Origin of the sequence: Roseibium alexandrii DFL-11 (assembly GCF_000158095.2) — a bacterium.
Lineage (GTDB): Bacteria > Pseudomonadota > Alphaproteobacteria > Rhizobiales > Stappiaceae > Roseibium > Roseibium alexandrii.
The window spans coordinates 1730474-1746956 of sequence record NZ_CM011002.1 but is presented as its reverse complement, the minus strand read 5'-3'; the positions used below and the strand labels follow the sequence as shown (position 1 = coordinate 1746956).

Sequence of the window (16483 nt, the reverse complement as noted above, 5' to 3'; positions counted from 1 at the left end):
CCCCGCTTTCGCAAGGTGCCGCTGCGCCTGATTGTGCCGAACATGGTGACGCTTTTGGCATTATGTTCCGGGCTGACGGCAGTCCGCATGGCTTTTGAAGGCCGTTGGGAGTTTGCCGTTGGTGCGGTTTTGATTGCCGCAGTTCTGGATGGGTTGGATGGCCGGGTCGCGCGGCTGATGAAAGGCACATCGAAATTCGGCGCTGAGCTGGATTCGCTGGCCGATTTCGTCAATTTCGGCGTTGTGCCGGCGCTGATGCTCTACATATGGATCCTGAATGAAGCCGGATCGCTCGGCTGGATTTCCGCTCTGATATTTGCCATTTGCGCTGCTCTGCGTCTGGCAAGGTTCAATGTGGCCTTGGACGATCCGGACAAACCGGCCTGGGCTTCTAAATTCTTTACCGGCGTTCCAGCACCTGCCGGTGCATTGACCGTGCTTTTGCCGCTTTATTTCGACTTTCTTGGCCTGTTTCCGCACTGGTTTGCAGACAGTGCCGTGGTCGCCGCTTACACAATCGCAATTGCTTTCCTTCTGATCAGCCGGCTGCCGACATTTTCCGGCAAGAATTTCGGTACGCGAGTGCGCCGGGACTATGTCCTGCCGCTGTTTGTCTTTGCCGTTCTGATCGTTGCACTGACGGCCAGCTATCCGTTCCGGATGCTGGCAGGCGGGTCGGTGCTTTATCTCTTGAGCATTCCGTTTTCCTGGCAGCAACACCGCAAGCTTGTCCTGGCCGACACAGGCAAGAGCATCGATGAAGATGGCGATGAAAGCGATACGGATCTCGACAACATTGCAGACCGTGACAAGGATCACGGCAGCTAACCGCGATACGGTACCGGCGATATGATCTTTCGTGTAAGCACCAAAGGAGATCTGCAGAGCCTGGAGCGGATCTATCCGGCAGCATTTCCGGAAGAGGATCTTCTGCCGGTGGTCCGGTCTTTGGTGACCGGATCCGTCGATGTTCTCTCACTCGTTGCGGAAGACGACGGCAAAGTCGTCGGCCATGTCGCATTTACGATATGCAGTGTTGGCGATGTGTCTGCCGCTCTTTTGGCCCCGCTATGCGTGGACCCGGAACGGCATAAACAAGGGATCGGCACCGCCCTGGTTCGCGAGGGGTTCAAACGTCTGCAAAAGCGCGCAATTGATCAGGTCCTGGTGCTTGGGGATCCGCGATATTATGGCCGTTTCGGCTTCGCGGCTGAACGCGCGATTCGCCCGCCTTATCCAATGCCTGAAGACTGGGCGGATGCTTGGCAGTCCCTGTCGTTCGGGACAGGAGCGGACCAGATAGAAGGCACTCTGGTCGTATCCGGCGTCTGGCAGGATCCGTCCCTCTGGGGCTAGAACTCTCCGTCCTCTCAAACTGACCTCCAATAAGTTTGTATTAAAACCGGGCTCGGAAATCGGGTTTCTCGGTGGCGAATTGTGCGTCAATTAAGCTCCCTCACTTCAACGAGGGACTTAAAATGTTGCAAGACAAAACAATACTTATCACGGGTGCCAGCAGTGGAATCGGTGCAGCGGCTGTGAAGCTGTTTGCCGAAGCTGGCGCCAATCTGGTGATCACGGCAAGGCGAGTCGATCGTCTCGAAGAGGTCAGGAATAGTGTGGGCGATGACGCGGACCGGGTGTTGATTGTGCCTGGAGATGTAAACGATCCGCACTGCGCCAAAGGTCTTGTTGAGGCTGCAAAGGATCATTTCGGCGGACTTGACGGTGCATTTAACAATGCAGGGATCCTGGGCGATCTGGGTCCCGTTGAGGACATGCGCCAGGAAGCGTGGAATACTGTTTTGAATACGAACCTGACAAGCTGTTTTCTTGCAGCCAAACACCAGGTTCCGGCCCTTCGGGAAAACGGCGGAGGAGCCATCGTATTCACCTCCACCTTTGTCGGACACACGGTTGGCATGCCGGGGATGGCAGCTTATGCCGCGTCAAAGGCCGGACTGATTGGCCTGACCCAATGTCTGGCCGCGGAATGCGGTCCCGCCAATATTCGGGTCAATGCACTGCTTCCCGGAGGGACGAAAACGGATATGGCAGGAGACGACCCTGAGTTTCTTGAATTTGTGAAGGGGATGCATGCGCTGAAACGTATGGCTGAACCGGAGGAAATCGCCAGAGCGGCGATGTTCCTTTTGTCCGATGCGGGCTCCTTTGTCACTGGGTCTGCCATGTTGTGTGACGGCGGCAATTCCATCTCCAAAACATGACCCTGGCAACGGCCCGCACTATGCGGGCCGCTTCCTGATGAATTTCTGCTCCATGACCTCGTGGCCCCACTGATCGCCAAGATATTCCTCTGCCAGGTCAAAGCCGTTTTTTTCATAAAGGGCCCGTGCGGCGTCCAAACCCTTCAGGGTCCAGAGATGGATTTCGTTGAAGCCGAGGCGATCGCAATGCGCCAACGCTTTGTTGAGGAGCACTTTGCCGAGCCCCTTGCCGCGCAAACGTTCAGACAGGATGAACCAGCGCAGGTGGGCAATGTTGTTGCTCAGGTCTTCTCCGTCAATTGTGATGGACCCGATCACGGCTTCATTCTCCAAGACGCTCCAGCTGTTGTTCATCGGCCGGTAGACCCGCGGCATGAATTCCGCCATGGCTTGAGAAACAACCCTTTCAAAGGCCGGTCCCATTCCGACAATCGGGCCATGTGTCCGGGCGTGCAATGCCGAAATGTCACCGATCATGCCGGTCTGATAGCCTTCGACAACCGGATACTGTGTTCCGTCAGGCGCAGCTTTGGAGGCGTCGCTGCCAAGGGCCTGGGCATAAGAGGTGAGGGCGTTGGCGATTGTCGCCGTGTCGACGCCCGTGATGTTGGCAAGGGCGGTGCGGGCCTGATTGTCTCCAAACCGGTTGATCGCCATCCAAGTGTCTTTGCCCTTTGGGGTGAGGTGGAGCTGGAAGGCTCGTCCATCGGTCTTGGATTGGGTTTGTACGATTTCGCCCCGAGTTTCCAGCGACTTCAGAAGACGGCTGATCGTGGACTTTTCCAGCTTGAGCCGCGCACCCAACTCCTTTGCCGTCAGGCTGGGGGTGAGGCCAATTTCTATGATTGCGTGAACCCCCGAGCCGGAAAGATCTGTTCCTGCGATCGTCTTTTCCAGAAAGCCAAACTCGCGCACCAGTTTTCTGGACGCTGCACGAATGTCTTCGATGAGGTGAGGGGCCTGTGGTGTCATGACTTTAACATCCGAAATAGTTGTATTAAGCAACTATATAAGCAATGAGCGGTCAGACAGCAAGCTGAAAAAAGAAAAGGCCGCCGGAAACCGGCGGCCTCTTCCACAAGCGGCATTTACTGGAGGTCTACTCGGCCGCGTGCGGGAGTTCTTCCTGGTTCGGTACCTTCGGCGGCGCAGGTTTTGGCATCGACACCACTTTGGCAGCAGGGCGTTCCTTCTCTTGTTCCGGATCCGTCCACTCCACATCCTGGTCAGCGTCAGTGGTGGCTGCGGTGGCCGGAGCAGGTTTGCGCCGGAACCGCTGTGCGATGGATCGCGCCGAGCCGACCCAGACACTTGGCAGCGCAATCATGACCGGGATCATGATCAGTGTCAGGATTGTAGAGAAGGCGAGACCTGAAATCACCGCTGTCGACAGCTGGACCCACCACACCGCGGTGATGCCGCCATAAGCGGTCACCTGATTGGCGAAGTCGAAGTTGATCTGTGTCGCCATCGGGATCAGCCCGGCGATCGTGGTGATCGTTGTCAACAGGATCGGCCGGATCCGCTGTGCTGAGGTTTTCAGGATTGCCTCCAGCGGATCAAGTCCGTCGTCGATGAACCGGTTATACGTATCGATCAGAACAATCGCGTTGTTCACGACAATCCCGGCAAGTGCCACGACCCCGGTCCCGGTCATGATGATCGAGAATTTCTGGCCCGTAACCATCATCCCGAGCAACACGCCAAAGACCGACAGGACCACCGTGGAGAGGGTCAGGAAGGTCTGATAGAACGAGTTATATTGCGTCAGAAGGATGAGGAACATCAAGAAGAGCGATCCAACCATCGCCTTCATCAGGAACTCACCCGATTCCTTTTGGTCCTCATCGGCGCCGCGGAACTGCAGATACACGTTGTCCGGCCAGGTTTGCGCGTCCAGCCACTTCTCCAGCTCACCAACCTGTTCATCCGGTGTGGACCCGGAAGCAGGGTTGACCGTTGCCTTGACCATCATCGAATAGAGGCCATCGCGGCGGACGATTTCCGAAACCTTCTGGGCCGGAGAGCGGTCGACGAAGTTTGCCAGCGGCACAAGACCGAGCGACGTTTGAAGACGCAGTTGGTCAAACCGGTCGATCGTGCGTTCGTCTTCCGGCAAGCGGACACGAATGTCGACCTCGTCCTCGCTGTCGTTCGGACGGTATTTGCCGATCAGGACGCCATTGGTCACCAGCTGAACCATGTTGCCGACCGAGGCGATATGAGCCTGGTAACGACCGGCCTGTTCGCGGTCGATGGCAATTTGCCATTCAATCCCCGGCAGCGGACGGTCGTCTTCCTGGTCGATCAGCGCTTCAACACCGTTCAGATGATTGCGGACGCGGGCAACGTTCTCAACCAGCGTGTCGTAATCCGTCGACTTCAGCTCAAGCTGGATGTCTTTACCGGTCGGCGGGCCACCCTCGATCTTGCGGGTTTCCACCTTGATGCCCGGAATGGAAGCCGTGCGTTCGCGGATGTCTGCAAAGATCTCCTTGGCTTCCCGCCGGCAGCAGAAATTTGCAAGTTCGAGCTGTAGTTCGCCCATGACATCGGCAGGCTTGTCCTGGACACCGCCAACAGATGGGCCACCCGAAGAGCCTCCCGGTGTGAAGGCAGTGGTGACGATGTGGGCCACACCTGCGACCTCCATTACTTCCGCTTCCACCTTGGCAACCTGCTCAAGTGCTTCCGCAGCAGACATGTTGCCCCGTCCAGAGATCAGAACGACCGCCTGATCCGGCTCCTCATCGACGAAGAATTCCACGCCGGTCGGATTGGAGGCGAAGGACATCATGATGTAGCCACACACGGCAATCATTGCGACGATCGTCACGATGTTGCCAATCGGGTTCCCGGCGAGCAGCTTCAGGAAACGGACATAAAAGCCGGTGAAGCCTTTGACCTTCTTCACATCGAAGTGGGACTTGCCGGACAGAAGTTCGGCTTCCGCGCGGTCCTTTGCGGCACGAACAGCAGCCCGTTCCTGCGACCAGCGCACGAACGGACGCAAGATCCGATAGGAGACGTAGCCAAGTGCAACGAACGTGACCAACCCGGCCAAAACACTGACCAGCGGAACCACACCCTCAGGAAGGGCGCCTGCCAGAAGACCCGGCACCAACGGACCGCTTCCAATCGCAAATGCACCGCCGGCTGCAATTGTCACGGCCAGCAAGGCAGCTGCGTGGCGGCCGAGCCAATGCGAGACATCTGCCAGCACGCCACCGGTCACCGGCAGGAACACCATCGCCGTGACCAGCGAGGCCGCCAGAACGATGATCACCATGATGGGCAGGTAGCTCATGAATTCACCGGCAACACCCGGCCACAAAAGCATTGGCAGGAAGGCCACAAGGGTTGTCGCGGTGGACGAGACAATCGGCCAGAACATGAGCTTGGCAGCACGGATATAGGCCTCGCGGTCCTCCATGCCCTCATGCACCTTCCGGTCGGCATACTCTGTCATCACGATGGCGCCATCGACGAGCAGGCCAACGGTCAGAACGAGGCCGAACATGACCATTGTGTTGACCGTGTAGCCAATACCGCCGAGGATCAGGAAGCCCACCATGAAGGATGTCGGGATCGCAAGACCCACGAGCAGTGCGGATCGCATGCCAAGCGCTGCCAGCACCAGGATCATGACCAGGAAGATCGCGGTCAGGATCGAGGACTGCAGAGAGCCGAGGACTTCATAGATGTTGTCGGACTGATCGAGCAGGATGTCGACCTGGATCGTCTCCGGCCAGTCTTTTGAGGCTTCCTCGACAACCGCCCGCACAGCTGCGTTGTTCTCGATGATGTTCGTGCCGATCCGCTTGGTGACTTCCAGCGCGATGGCTGGTTTGCCGTTTACGCGGGTGTAGGAATCTGCATCCTTGAAGGTTCTGCGGATCTCAGCAACGTCGGCTAGGGTCACGACACCTTCACCACTTTGCTTTAGCGGCAGGCTGTAGACGTCAGCCGCGTTTTCAATAAGGCCCGGAACCTTGACGTTGAAGCGCCCTTTGCCGCCGTCAATGAAACCGGCTGGAACCAGCTGGTTGTTGGCGGTCAGCGTGTTCAAAAGCTCTTGCTGGGTGATCGCATAAGATTCCAGCTTCTGGGTGTCGATCAGGACTTCCAGGAGCTCTTCCCGGTGGCCGGAAAGATCGGCAGAGCGGACGGTGTCGACCGCCTCAATCTGGTCTTTCAAACGCCGCGCATGCTGATAGAGCGTACGTTCAGGGACATTGCCGGAGAGCGCCACGAACATGGTCGGGGCAAGGGCAAAGTTCATTTCCGTGATCGTCGGCTCTTCTGCGTCGGCAGGCAATTCACCCTTGGCCTGGTCGACCTTGTCGCGGACGTCTGCAAGGGCCTCGTCCTTGTCGAACGAGATGTCGAACTCCAGAACGATACCGGCATGGCTTTCAGAGGCAATCGCAGTGATTTCCTTCAGGCCATCCAACCCGCGCAGTTCGGTTTCCATCGGCCGCACAAGCAGGCGCTCGGCATCTTCCGGAGAAATGCCCTGCTGGGTGATCGAGATATAGAAGATCGGGAGATCGATGTCGGGGCTGTCTTCCTTGGGGATCGACACATAGGTCATGACCCCTGCGGCCAGCAGCGCGAGCATTAACACGAAGACCGTCTTTGGACGGCGTAGAATTCCTTCGAGCATATTGATCATTGGCTGATCTCCGCGGTTTCAAACACCGGATCCACGAGAACGCCATCAGAAACGTATTCCTGTCCGACCACGATTGCATTGACCGTTTCAGGTAGGCCGCCCACCCACATACCGTCCTGTTCGCCGCCAAGGACGTTGACCGGATAGAATACGGTGACGTTGTCTTCACCGACGCCACGGATGCCAACTTGCCCAGTGTCGTTCAACGTCAGGATGGCTGGCGAGATCTTGTGAGCTTTCTCGACGGGCAATGGCAGCCGGCTGACTGCTGTAACGCCGTCGCGGGCGACACCGTCTTCGTTCGGGATTTCAACCTCAATCCGGAAGGTGCGGGTGTCGGGATTAGCGGAAGGTGAAATGTAGCGGACGTGTCCTTCCAGGTTCTCACCGGTAACAAGCACGACGTCTGCCGGCATGTTCAGAGAGATCTGGCTGATGTTCAATTCGCTCACATCTCCAATAGCGATCATCGGATCGGAATTCACGACAGTGGCGCAGATGCTGCCCTTGTCGAGTTGGGCGCCGATTTCGGCCATCGGGCTTTCGATCACACCATCAATCGGAGAACGGATTACGGTCTGGCGCAAGGCTCGTTCGGCTTCTTCCAACCGAGCTTTGGCCGCATCATGTTGTGCCTGAACCGTCATAACCCGCGTCTCGGCAGTGAAACCCTTGCTACTCAGCTGCGTAGCTGCCTCTTTCAGCATCTCCGCCTCCGCAACTGCAGCCTTGGCTTCAAGAACACGAGATTCCCGCGCGCCGCGGTCAAGAACACACAAGATGTCTCCAGCAGACACCCGCGCGCCCTCACGCGCCGGACGGTCGACGACGTCGTCCGTGATGTGGGAGCGAACAGCAACCTTGGCTTCCGCTTCAGTTCGGCCACGCACTTCCAGAACAGCCTGACGTTCCTCGGCCGTCAGGGTAACAACCTGTACCTTGAAGAGATTGTCCGTGGCTTGTGCGATGCGCTGAGCTGGAGAAGGCGCGGCGTTTTCACCGTCGCCAACGCCACCGATCACCACGGTGCCGCTGTACATCCACGCGCCAATACCGGCGGCAAGGCCGGCAGCGAGGATATAGGAAAACTTGATACGCATTTCGGAGGTCTCCAAATCGGGCTTACTCGGCAGCGGCCTGGGAGGGGGCAGCTGCGTCTTCGGCGATCTTAATAAGGGCTTCCCCGTGGTCTTCGAGGTAGCGGAGTGTGAAATTCATGCAGGCTATCCCGTAATCTCGGGTCCAGTCAGAGCCTGCATGTGTGCATCCGTTCTCATTATCAATTCCGCTTAACAGGCGCAGTTCTTCGTGAACCTGCGCCTTACGGCGTTCAAGCGCACGGCGGAGGACATCCGGCGGAAGTTTTGCAGCGTTCAAGGCAATCAACAGGAAGGGAGATTTAAAAGTGTCTGGCGCTTGCGGTTCGCACAGGGACCGGATGAATTCATCTCGCCCGGCCTGTGTGATGGAATAGACCTTGCGGGATGGTTTTCCGGCTTGCGGTTCCTCACGCGCGGTGACCATGCCTTCCGCTTCCAGGCGCGCCAGGGCAGGGTAGATGGAGCCAAAGCTTGCGTCGTCGAAATAGCTGAACCGGCCTTCTGTCGATTCTTTGCGTATTTCGTATCCGGTGGCGTCCCCACCGGACAGTATGGCTAGGCACAAACCGCGCACACTCATGATTGGCTCCTTCAGCATCTGTCGATGCCGCCAACAGCAAATCTGCGAGTTGCTCTGCTCGCAGCATTCGCAAAACTGTCATATACCGGATCGATATATCGAACTAATATATATCAAGCCAGCATTCCGCAAGGTCTACGCCGCGAAAAAGAAAGCGGATCCTTAATGGAACTTGTACGACACATAGATACTGCGCGGATTTGACAGGTTGCGCCCACAAAGCCGAGCCCTAGGCTTTTACAAAGGCGTCGAACGACAGAGGGCTTCAGAAATGACCGTGAAAGTAGATGCAATCGCAAAACGGTTTCTGCCAAAGGATCCGTTTTTCCGGCTCCTGGTCGTAAACAGTTTGGCGGGTATTGGGATTTCCGGGCTGATGGTCGGCGGAATTCTTTATTCGAACATCGGCAATCTGACAGTTTTGATCAGAGGCGATGACAGCCCTCTGGTGCCGATACTCATGCTTGTCGCCGGATTGGTCATTACACTGGTGTCGGTTGTTGTCGGCTCCGCGATCATGCTTCTCGGGGCTGATCAAACAAAAGGCGGACCGGGTTCAAAATTGCCTTCGCTGTTTGAGCCGAGACTTGAGCCGATCCCGGTAAAGGTAGATACGGTGCGGGCGCATCGCTTTGATGTTCGATAAGCGCGATAAATAACGCCGCGGTTCCGAGTGACCAACCTGTAGATGGGTCACAATGACTGCTATTCAGATCGGCCGAAAAAGGCGCCGACGGTCTGCGGGTCGACCTGATATTGCGGGCTTGGCTGAATAAACAGCGTCATGACACATGCTGCCAAAATGAGCAGCAAACCCAGTGACGAAAGTCTCATTTCGCCGCTCCTGTCGAACATGTGTATCTCCTTGAACTTCTGCCGCGTTGTAAGGGGGCACTCCGTAAAACTACGGTAATTCTTCCTGTAAAACTTTATCGATCGGCAATTTGAGGTAAGAGCTCGCCTCTAAATTGCGTCTTTGTTTGTGGTCGGTATCGCCCTGCCGTTAACCATCACAGGGAAAATACTGGCGCGCAAACAGGCTGCCATCTTGCGTTTTGGTGCACCCACAATTACCAACATTAACGTGTTAATGAGTTGTTAACCTACCGTGGGGGTTGTGGTGGGATATTTCTTGAGAAATTTTCATATCCTTGTTTTTGCGTTCGTTTTTATCTCTGGAGCGGTTTGGGTAGGTCTTAATCCCGATCAGACTGTGACCATGATAAAGCCAGTGGTTGAAGATGCTGAAGAGCTCGCTCAGATGGCTGAAACGGTCTACGTGGCGGTTGCCAGCATCAACTTTGAGGCGTCTGTTAATGAGGCGATCGTTGTCTACACAGCAGCTCTGCGCATGCCGAGCATGGTTCTGGAGCGCGTGGACCACAACCTGAAGCACGCCTCGGAACGTATCACAGGGCTGGGCAGCCATTCCGTTGCGCCGCCATCCGCAGACAAGCTTACGCTTCGCGAAGTCAGTGCCAAGCTGAAGGACCTTTAACGTCCGTTGGCTGGGGGAGCGCCGCTCCTTTAGGAGTGGCGGACGATATCGTCTTCCTGAAGGTAGGTTCCGGATTGCACCTCGATCATTCGAACCGGAATGCGGCCGGGATTGTGCAGAGTATGCTGCGCTCCGAGCGGGACATATGCGGACTGGTTTTCCGTCAGAAGGCTCACCTGACCGTTGATGGTGATCTCCAGCGTCCCGGAAACAACGACCCAATGCTCGGCCCGGTGCAAATGGCTTTGAAGGCTGAGGCGCTTTCCAGGTTTGATCATCATGGACTGAACTGCAAAACGGTCGCCCGCATTGATGCGCTCCGTATAGCCCCAGGGACGGTAGGTGCGCGGATGGCGTTCGGTTTCGCTGCGCCCTTCCGATTCCAGCTGCTCGACCACCTTCTTTACATCCTGCGCCTTGTCCTTGTGGGCAACCAGCACACTGTCTGTGGTCGCAATCACCATGACATCTTCCAGGCCGATGACGGACACCAGCCGTTGGTCGGCATAGGCAAGGCATTCCTTGCAGTCGAGGAAACGGGCATCACCGATCGCCGAGTTTCCGCTGCCGTCTTTGTCAAGTACACCCCAGATCGCTGACCACGAGCCGAGATCATCCCAGTCCGGAGCCATCGGCGCGCAGACTACGTTGTCTGCCTTTTCCATGATCGCATAGTCGATTGAGATGTTTTCCAGAGCTGCAAAGCCGTCCTCATCGAGACGGGTGAAGTCGAGATCACCATGGCGGGTGGCCATCAGCGCGGTAATCGCCTCTGACAAAGCCGGTTGATAAGTCTTGAAGGCCTGGATCATTGTCTTCGCTGAATAGAGAAAAATCCCTGCATTCCAGACATGGGCACCATCGGCCAAAAAGGCTTTTGCCCGCTCAAGGTCCGGCTTTTCAACAAAAGCTGCCACGCCGCGAATCGGGTCGCTGCCCGGCTCAAGTTTGATATACCCGTATCCTGTGTTGGGCTCGGTCGGCGTGATGCCAAATGTGACGATTTTGCCCGACAGGGCAGCGTCCCGCGCATGGTGGACCGCCGTCATGAACACATCTTCCTTGCCGATCAGGTGGTCTGACGGAAGAAGCAGGATCAGGGCATTCGGATCCTGCTCATACGCCAGCAGAGCGGCCATGAGGGCAGGTGGGGCGGTGTTCCGGCCCACCGGTTCCAGCAGGATCGTTGTTGCCGCAGTGTCGATCTCGGCAAGCTGTTCGCCCATCAAGAAGCGATGGCTGTCACCACCGATTACGATCGGATTGGAAAAACCTTCGCCGGAGACCCGCTTGCAGGTCTTTTGGAACAGGCTCTCGCCGCCGAATATCGGCAAAAATTGTTTTGGGCGGTCTTTGCGGGACAGGGGCCAAAGGCGGGATCCAATACCACCAGACAAAATGCAGGGATAAATCATCGAGCCGATTCCTGATGTGAAATTCAATGCTTGTTTGTAAGCGGATAGTTTGCAGGGAAGTGTTAACGTTGCAGCACCAGCTTGCAACCGGAGACACGAAACAGTACTTACGTAATAATATAACAAATCGGGGCAAGCCGTTCCCACAAGGCGAAGTTAATGAGCGAAGCAGCCGACAATCTGGTGCAGTTGACCCGGGCCGGGATCCAAAAGAGCGGCAGCTGGCTTGTGCGCGGTGTCGATTTGACCGTTTCACCCGGTGAAATTGTTACCCTGATAGGTCCGAACGGGTCCGGGAAGTCGACGACGGCGAAGATGGCGTTGGGGATCCATAAGCCAACAGAAGGATTTGCAGTCAGGCGCCACGGTCTCTCCGTTGGGTATGTTCCACAGAAACTTTCGATAGACTGGACGCTGCCGCTAAATGTCAAAAGGTTCATGCGGCTCACCAACCCTTTGTCCGATGCCGAATGCATGGTCGCGCTCGAACGTACCGGTGCGGCCCGATTGGTGGGCGAGGAAATGCGCACGCTGTCTGGCGGCGAGCTGCAACGGGTGATGCTGGCCCGGGCTATTGCGCGGTCGCCGGATCTCCTTGTTCTGGATGAGCCTGTTCAAGGCGTCGATTATGCCGGCGAGATTGCGATTTACAGCCTGATTTCCGAAATCCGGAAGACGATCGGATGCGGCATCTTGATGATTTCGCACGATCTGCACGTGGTCATGGCAGCGGCGGATCAGGTGGTGTGCCTGAATGGTCATGTCTGCTGTCGCGGCACCCCATCCGATGTTAGCAGGGACCAGAATTATCATCAGTTGTTTGGGACTAGAGCCGGTGGTGCGTTGGCAGTCTACGAACACGATCATGATCATGTTCATCTGCCTGATGGTCGCGTCCGCCATTCAGACGGTACGGTCTGCGATCATTGCCCTGGAGAGCATGACCATACACATGAGGCTCACGGGATATCCGGGGGACAGCCTTCGGACGAAACAGCCCCTCATAAACGGGTCGCGGGCGGTGTAGCCGATGCTTGATGATTTTTTCACGCGGGCGTTGATCGCAGGCATTGGCGTGGCCTTGGTCGCAGGACCATTGGGATGTTTCGTGGTCTGGCGCCGCATGTCCTATTTTGGCGACACCCTTTCCCATGCAGCACTACTTGGCGTGGCGCTGGCCTTGTTGCTGGATGTCAACATCACGTTGTCTGTCGGGGCGGTCTCCATTGTGCTCGCACTGCTCCTTCTCGCCCTTCGCCATGGAGATACTCTGCCGTCCGATGCGCTTCTGGGTTTGCTGTCCCATTCTGCGCTCGCGATCGGCCTTGTCTGCCTGGCTTTCATGACCTGGGTTCGAGTGGATCTGTTAGGGCTTTTGTTCGGCGATATACTTTCGGTCACGAGGACGGACATCGCGATGATCTATGGCGGCGGCGCCATTGTTCTCGGCGGACTGCTGCTGATCTGGCGTCAACTTTTTGCGGCGACTGTCAGTTCTGATCTTGCCGGGGCAGAAGGATTGCGCCCGGATCGGGCGGAATTGGTCTTCATGCTACTGACGGCAATTGTCATTGCGATTTCGTTGAAGATCATCGGCGCGCTCCTGATCACGGCGCTGCTAATTTTGCCGGCAGCCGCGGCCCGCAGGTGGGCAGGGTCACCGGAACAAATGGCCGTTATTGCAGCATTCGCCGGCGTGGTAGCTGTGGTTGCAGGGCTCAATGGTTCTCTTTACTACGATACCCCGTCAGGACCGTCGATTGTGGTCGCTGCCATGCTAATTTTTGTGCTCAGCCTTTTTCCGGTTCGAAGGTTGATTCAGAAACTGACCGCTGAAAACCGGGGAGGGATTTAGGACATGGCGCATGCCCATCCGGATCTGACTAAAAACCAGGCGCTGGTGTTCGGCAAACTTTCTGACGCCAGCGGTCCGCTGACGGCCTATGCCCTTCTCGACGACTTGCGTGAGAAGGGGTTTCGCGCGCCGCTTCAGGTCTACCGGGCGTTGGACAAGCTGGTCGACTACGGTCTGGTCCATCGCCTTGAAAGCCTGAACGCTTTTGTTGCCTGCCGCCACAAAGGTTGCGCGGATCATAAGACCGCGGCGTTTGCGATTTGCGAGACTTGCGGCAATGTTCAGGAGTTTTCTCCGGATCGTGCGATAGAAGACTTGCTCAAGTGGACGAAAGAGCAGGAGTTCAGATTGTCGCGCACGACCATCGAGTTGCGCGGGCTCTGCAAGTCTTGTTCAGCGTCTCAGCAAGCTTAAGCCGCAAGCAGCACTGGCGCGATCAGTGATACAGCAACAGCAACAGTGACCGGAATGCGCAGTTTCGGATACCAGCGCGGTGCGGAATGCGACTGCGTTCGCCAGAGGTCGTATCCAAGCCATGCCAGGAAACAGGCGGTAAGCGCCAAACCGGGCCAGATACCGTTCAGGAACAGAGCGAGCCAGCCGAAGATAGATGGCAGGACACCAATCACCAGCCGCATTGGTGACACCGGGCGCGACTGGACAAACGTCATGGCAAATTCCCACCCCCAATAAATCCCGCCGAGAAAAGACAGGATTATGGCAGCGTAGACGTGCTGGGCCGGCAAGATCCAAGCCTGTGCCTCTGCTGGAAGAAACACTGCACCAAAAGAAAGGGCGCCGAAGGGAAGAAACCCCGCGGCAGTAAGCAGAAAAACAGTCAGCGGCACGTCATCATGTGAAACGAGCATGCGGGCAGTTGCTTCGGCACTGTTCGGCATGAAGTCTTCTCCGGGAATGCGTTTGCTTTGCCTACGTGATGAAAGGATTCCCGGATCAGGCAAATCCTGTTTCCATGCAGTTTGAGTATTGGTTGTTTTGGCTGAGCAACAGCGAGCACAGCCATGATCTTCTGGACTGCGTTTCGGATGCAGACGACGGAAACCTCGTTGTTTTTGCCCGTCTTGCTGTAGCCCGCCTCTTCGGTGTCTACTGGTGCTGGCAAAACAACCAAGAGGAAGCGCCGGAGACGCCCACCATGTCGAACGAGCTGGGTATCGGAATCTTGGGATGCGGCAAGACCTCACGGATCTATTTCAACCTCATCCCGAAGTTCAATGGCCTGCAATTGCGGGCGTGCGCGGACCTCAATCGGGAAGTCGCGCTGGTCCGGGCGGACGAGTTTGATATTCGCGCTGAAACAGTTCATGACCTCTTTCAGGCAGAAGACATTTCCGTGATCGTCAATCTGTCGGCGCCCGATGCACATGCCATGATGAGCCGGGAAATTTTGAACAACGGCAAGCATGTCTATTCGGAAAAGCCGTTTGCGCGCACCTCGGCAGAAGGTGCGGCAGTTCGGCAGCACGCGGAAAAGCTTGGGCTTTTTGTCGGATGCGCGCCTGACACGTTTATGGGCGGGGCGCCGCAAACGGCCCGAAAGGCCATTTCGGAAGGCCTGATTGGAGAGGTCACCGGCGCAACGCTTCATGCCATGAACCACGGCATGGAGGCCTGGCATCCAAATCCCGACCTTTTCTACACATCCGGCATTGGTCCAATGGCTGATTTCGGCCCTTATTTCATATGCAGCGTCCTCAATCTGCTTGGGCCGGTCGAGCAAGTATCGGCGATGTCCAGCACACCAGTTAAAACCCGGACAATTGGTCAAGGACCACGCAAGGGCGAAGTTTTCGACGTTGAAACACCGACGACAATCCACGCTGCTTTGTCCGTGATGGACGGACCGTTAGTTGCTTTTTCCGCAAGTTGGGACGTTCAGGCACATGCGCATTCCGCCATGGAAATCTATGGATCCGAGGGAACGCTCTTTTTGCCGGATCCCGTGTTTTTTGGCGGTGACGTAATTCGGGTTCTAAAGGACGGAACACGGGAGGTCCTGAACCAGGAAAACCACCCCTTCGGCCTGCCTAACTTCAAGATCCATGGCCGGGAACGGGCCAACTACCGGTCTGCTGGCTTGGCAGATATGGCCAATGCGGTGCGCCTCGGGCACGATTTCCGTTGTTCCATGGAACGCGCGCTCCACACTGTTGATGTCATCGAGGCTATTCAGACCGCAGCTGCAACCGGCCAACACGTAAAGATCAGCGAAATGCCCACACGGCCAGCTCCGCTCAGCCCGGACCAGGCCAAAGCCCTTCTGCGCTGATAAAATTCGCAATGAAACAATGGGAATTCCGGTTGCGGGCCCTTGATGCCGCTCTTATTGTCCGGCTTTGAAGAGGCGCGGATGAGCCAAGTGGTGGCCAATGCCTTGAGGGAGAGCGGGCATGTTTTTGCTGATTGCCGGATTGATTCTGTTTTTGGGGATACACAGCCTGCCTATGTTCGCTGACAAGCGGGCGGCATTGGAAGAAAAGTTCGGTGTTCTTGGCTACAAAGGCCTGTTTGCTGTGGTCTCCGCTATCGGCTTTGTCATGATCATTTATGGCTACGGCGCTGCCCGCGCCGAAGGCCCCGCGATCCTTTATGACCCGCCATTCTGGTTGCGTCACGTGACCATGCTGTTCATGATTCCTGTCTTCATCTTTCTTGTTGCTGCCTATGTTCCGTGCCGGATAAAAAAGGCACTGAAACACCCGATGCTGGTTGCTGTGAAAATGTGGGCATTCTCCCACCTTCTCACCAATGGCGATCTGGCGTCTGTTCTGTTATTCGGTAGCTTCCTGGTCTGGGCGGTTGCGGATCGCATTTCATTGAAGCGCCGGGGACTTGGCGGCGGTGCAGTGATGACAAAAGAGCCCGGCAAGTTCTCCGACATCATCGTGATTCTTGTTGGTCTCGGTCTTTATGTCCTGTTTGCCTTGAAGCTCCATATGCTTTTGATCGGGGTGCCGGTTGCGTAAGGCACGCGCAAGCGTGTAAATCGCACCTGGATCGGGACAAAAAACAACGAAAAACGGGCAGTTGCCCCACTTGCGCCACGAAGGGCGGTTTTAAGCCCGGTCGGGGAATTGCCCGAGCCGGATCAAATGGATAATGTGCGCCCCT

At 56.5% G+C, this 16483-nt stretch carries 17 protein-coding genes; 10 read left to right on the top strand and 7 right to left on the bottom strand.

Annotated features, from left to right (window positions below):
* Positions 1–15: 15 nt before the first annotated feature.
* From pssA to SADFL11_RS08040, 3 genes are all read left to right on the top strand, one after another.
* On the top strand, positions 16–828 hold the full coding sequence (pssA, locus tag SADFL11_RS08050) for a CDP-diacylglycerol--serine O-phosphatidyltransferase (RefSeq protein ID WP_008193244.1): 813 nt from the start codon (positions 16–18) through the stop codon (positions 826–828).
* Between the two features lie 21 nt (positions 829–849).
* Complete coding sequence (locus tag SADFL11_RS08045; RefSeq protein ID WP_008191054.1) at positions 850–1356, top strand: GNAT family N-acetyltransferase; 507 nt, start codon at positions 850–852, stop codon at positions 1354–1356.
* Positions 1357–1478: 122 nt separating this feature from the next.
* On the top strand, positions 1479–2228 hold the full coding sequence (locus SADFL11_RS08040) for an SDR family oxidoreductase (RefSeq protein ID WP_008188911.1): 750 nt from the start codon (positions 1479–1481) through the stop codon (positions 2226–2228).
* 18 nt (positions 2229–2246) lie between these two features.
* Here SADFL11_RS08040 and SADFL11_RS08035 read toward each other — a convergent pair whose 3' ends face one another.
* The 4 genes from SADFL11_RS08035 to SADFL11_RS08020 all read right to left on the bottom strand — a co-directional run bounded on the left by SADFL11_RS08035 (position 2247) and on the right by SADFL11_RS08020 (position 8583).
* Positions 2247–3200 carry a helix-turn-helix domain-containing GNAT family N-acetyltransferase gene (locus SADFL11_RS08035; RefSeq protein ID WP_008195513.1) on the bottom strand — a complete coding sequence of 318 codons (954 nt, stop codon included), beginning with the start codon at positions 3198–3200 and terminating at the stop codon, positions 2247–2249.
* A 127-nt stretch (positions 3201–3327) separates the two neighbouring features.
* On the bottom strand, positions 3328–6903 hold the full coding sequence (locus tag SADFL11_RS25565) for an efflux RND transporter permease subunit (protein ID WP_008194971.1): 3576 nt from the start codon (positions 6901–6903) through the stop codon (positions 3328–3330).
* A complete protein-coding gene (locus SADFL11_RS08025; RefSeq protein ID WP_008196758.1) occupies positions 6900–8003 on the bottom strand; it encodes an efflux RND transporter periplasmic adaptor subunit in 1104 nt (367 codons plus the stop codon). The genes SADFL11_RS25565 and SADFL11_RS08025 overlap by 4 nt, the downstream gene beginning before the upstream one ends.
* A 22-nt stretch (positions 8004–8025) precedes the next feature.
* On the bottom strand, positions 8026–8583 hold the full coding sequence (locus SADFL11_RS08020) for a PadR family transcriptional regulator (protein ID WP_040453288.1): 558 nt from the start codon (positions 8581–8583) through the stop codon (positions 8026–8028).
* Between the two features lie 271 nt (positions 8584–8854).
* On the opposite strand from SADFL11_RS08020, the gene SADFL11_RS08015 reads away from it, so the two are divergent.
* Positions 8855–9229, top strand: coding sequence for a hypothetical protein (locus SADFL11_RS08015; protein WP_008190315.1), 375 nt, complete (start codon positions 8855–8857; stop codon positions 9227–9229).
* Between the two features lie 59 nt (positions 9230–9288).
* On the opposite strand, the gene SADFL11_RS25705 is transcribed toward SADFL11_RS08015, so the two are convergent.
* On the bottom strand, positions 9289–9417 hold the full coding sequence (locus SADFL11_RS25705; RefSeq protein WP_265936776.1) for a hypothetical protein: 129 nt from the start codon (positions 9415–9417) through the stop codon (positions 9289–9291).
* 298 nt (positions 9418–9715) lie between these two features.
* Between SADFL11_RS25705 and SADFL11_RS08010 the strand changes: the two genes are divergently transcribed.
* A complete protein-coding gene (locus tag SADFL11_RS08010) occupies positions 9716–10081 on the top strand; it encodes a hypothetical protein (protein WP_209002765.1) in 366 nt (121 codons plus the stop codon).
* 29 nt (positions 10082–10110) lie between these two features.
* Here the strand turns inward: SADFL11_RS08010 and SADFL11_RS08005 are convergent, their stop codons facing one another.
* Positions 10111–11496, bottom strand: coding sequence for a mannose-1-phosphate guanylyltransferase/mannose-6-phosphate isomerase (locus tag SADFL11_RS08005; protein WP_008194087.1), 1386 nt, complete (start codon positions 11494–11496; stop codon positions 10111–10113).
* A gap of 159 nt (positions 11497–11655) precedes the next feature.
* Here SADFL11_RS08005 and SADFL11_RS08000 point away from each other — a divergent pair, with 159 nt between their 5' ends.
* The 3 genes from SADFL11_RS08000 to SADFL11_RS07990 are packed head-to-tail and all read left to right on the top strand — an operon-like array spanning position 11656 to position 13765.
* A complete protein-coding gene (locus SADFL11_RS08000) occupies positions 11656–12534 on the top strand; it encodes an ATP-binding cassette domain-containing protein (RefSeq protein ID WP_008189782.1) in 879 nt (292 codons plus the stop codon).
* Positions 12527–13351 carry a metal ABC transporter permease gene (locus SADFL11_RS07995; protein WP_008196428.1) on the top strand — a complete coding sequence of 275 codons (825 nt, stop codon included), beginning with the start codon at positions 12527–12529 and terminating at the stop codon, positions 13349–13351. The genes SADFL11_RS08000 and SADFL11_RS07995 overlap by 8 nt, the downstream gene beginning before the upstream one ends.
* Positions 13352–13354: 3 nt before the next feature.
* Positions 13355–13765 (top strand): Fur family transcriptional regulator, encoded by a 411-nt coding sequence (locus tag SADFL11_RS07990; protein WP_008194805.1) that lies wholly within the window; start codon positions 13355–13357, stop codon positions 13763–13765.
* On the opposite strand, the gene SADFL11_RS07985 is transcribed toward SADFL11_RS07990, so the two are convergent.
* Complete coding sequence (locus SADFL11_RS07985; protein ID WP_040451844.1) at positions 13762–14250, bottom strand: DUF3429 domain-containing protein; 489 nt, start codon at positions 14248–14250, stop codon at positions 13762–13764. The genes SADFL11_RS07990 and SADFL11_RS07985 overlap by 4 nt on opposite strands.
* 38 nt (positions 14251–14288) lie before the next feature.
* On the opposite strand from SADFL11_RS07985, the gene SADFL11_RS07980 reads away from it, so the two are divergent.
* Complete coding sequence (locus SADFL11_RS07980) at positions 14289–15641, top strand: Gfo/Idh/MocA family protein (RefSeq protein ID WP_322962275.1); 1353 nt, start codon at positions 14289–14291, stop codon at positions 15639–15641.
* A gap of 121 nt (positions 15642–15762) precedes the next feature.
* Positions 15763–16338, top strand: a complete 576-nt coding sequence (locus SADFL11_RS07975) for an NnrU family protein (protein ID WP_040451846.1) — start codon at positions 15763–15765, stop codon at positions 16336–16338.
* The last annotated feature ends 145 nt before the right edge of the window (positions 16339–16483 follow it).

What these genes read in the sequence shown, in the direction of transcription:
- SADFL11_RS08045 (WP_008191054.1), top strand. Translation starts at nt 850, where the DNA reads ATGATCTTTCGTGTAAGCACCAAAGGAGATCTGCAGAGCCTGGAGCGG.
- SADFL11_RS08040 (WP_008188911.1), top strand. Translation starts at nt 1,479, where the DNA reads ATGTTGCAAGACAAAACAATACTTATCACGGGTGCCAGCAGTGGAATC.
- SADFL11_RS08035 (WP_008195513.1), bottom strand. Translation starts at nt 3,200, where the DNA reads ATGACACCACAGGCCCCTCACCTCATCGAAGACATTCGTGCAGCGTCC.
- SADFL11_RS25565 (WP_008194971.1), bottom strand. Translation starts at nt 6,903, where the DNA reads ATGATCAATATGCTCGAAGGAATTCTACGCCGTCCAAAGACGGTCTTC.
- SADFL11_RS08025 (WP_008196758.1), bottom strand. Translation starts at nt 8,003, where the DNA reads ATGCGTATCAAGTTTTCCTATATCCTCGCTGCCGGCCTTGCCGCCGGT.
- SADFL11_RS08020 (WP_040453288.1), bottom strand. Translation starts at nt 8,583, where the DNA reads ATGAGTGTGCGCGGTTTGTGCCTAGCCATACTGTCCGGTGGGGACGCC.
- SADFL11_RS08015 (WP_008190315.1), top strand. Translation starts at nt 8,855, where the DNA reads ATGACCGTGAAAGTAGATGCAATCGCAAAACGGTTTCTGCCAAAGGAT.
- SADFL11_RS25705 (WP_265936776.1), bottom strand. Translation starts at nt 9,417, where the DNA reads ATGAGACTTTCGTCACTGGGTTTGCTGCTCATTTTGGCAGCATGTGTC.
- SADFL11_RS08005 (WP_008194087.1), bottom strand. Translation starts at nt 11,496, where the DNA reads ATGATTTATCCCTGCATTTTGTCTGGTGGTATTGGATCCCGCCTTTGG.
- SADFL11_RS08000 (WP_008189782.1), top strand. Translation starts at nt 11,656, where the DNA reads ATGAGCGAAGCAGCCGACAATCTGGTGCAGTTGACCCGGGCCGGGATC.
- SADFL11_RS07995 (WP_008196428.1), top strand. Translation starts at nt 12,527, where the DNA reads ATGCTTGATGATTTTTTCACGCGGGCGTTGATCGCAGGCATTGGCGTG.
- SADFL11_RS07990 (WP_008194805.1), top strand. Translation starts at nt 13,355, where the DNA reads ATGGCGCATGCCCATCCGGATCTGACTAAAAACCAGGCGCTGGTGTTC.
- SADFL11_RS07985 (WP_040451844.1), bottom strand. Translation starts at nt 14,250, where the DNA reads ATGCCGAACAGTGCCGAAGCAACTGCCCGCATGCTCGTTTCACATGAT.
- SADFL11_RS07980 (WP_322962275.1), top strand. Translation starts at nt 14,289, where the DNA reads ATGAAAGGATTCCCGGATCAGGCAAATCCTGTTTCCATGCAGTTTGAG.
- SADFL11_RS07975 (WP_040451846.1), top strand. Translation starts at nt 15,763, where the DNA reads ATGTTTTTGCTGATTGCCGGATTGATTCTGTTTTTGGGGATACACAGC.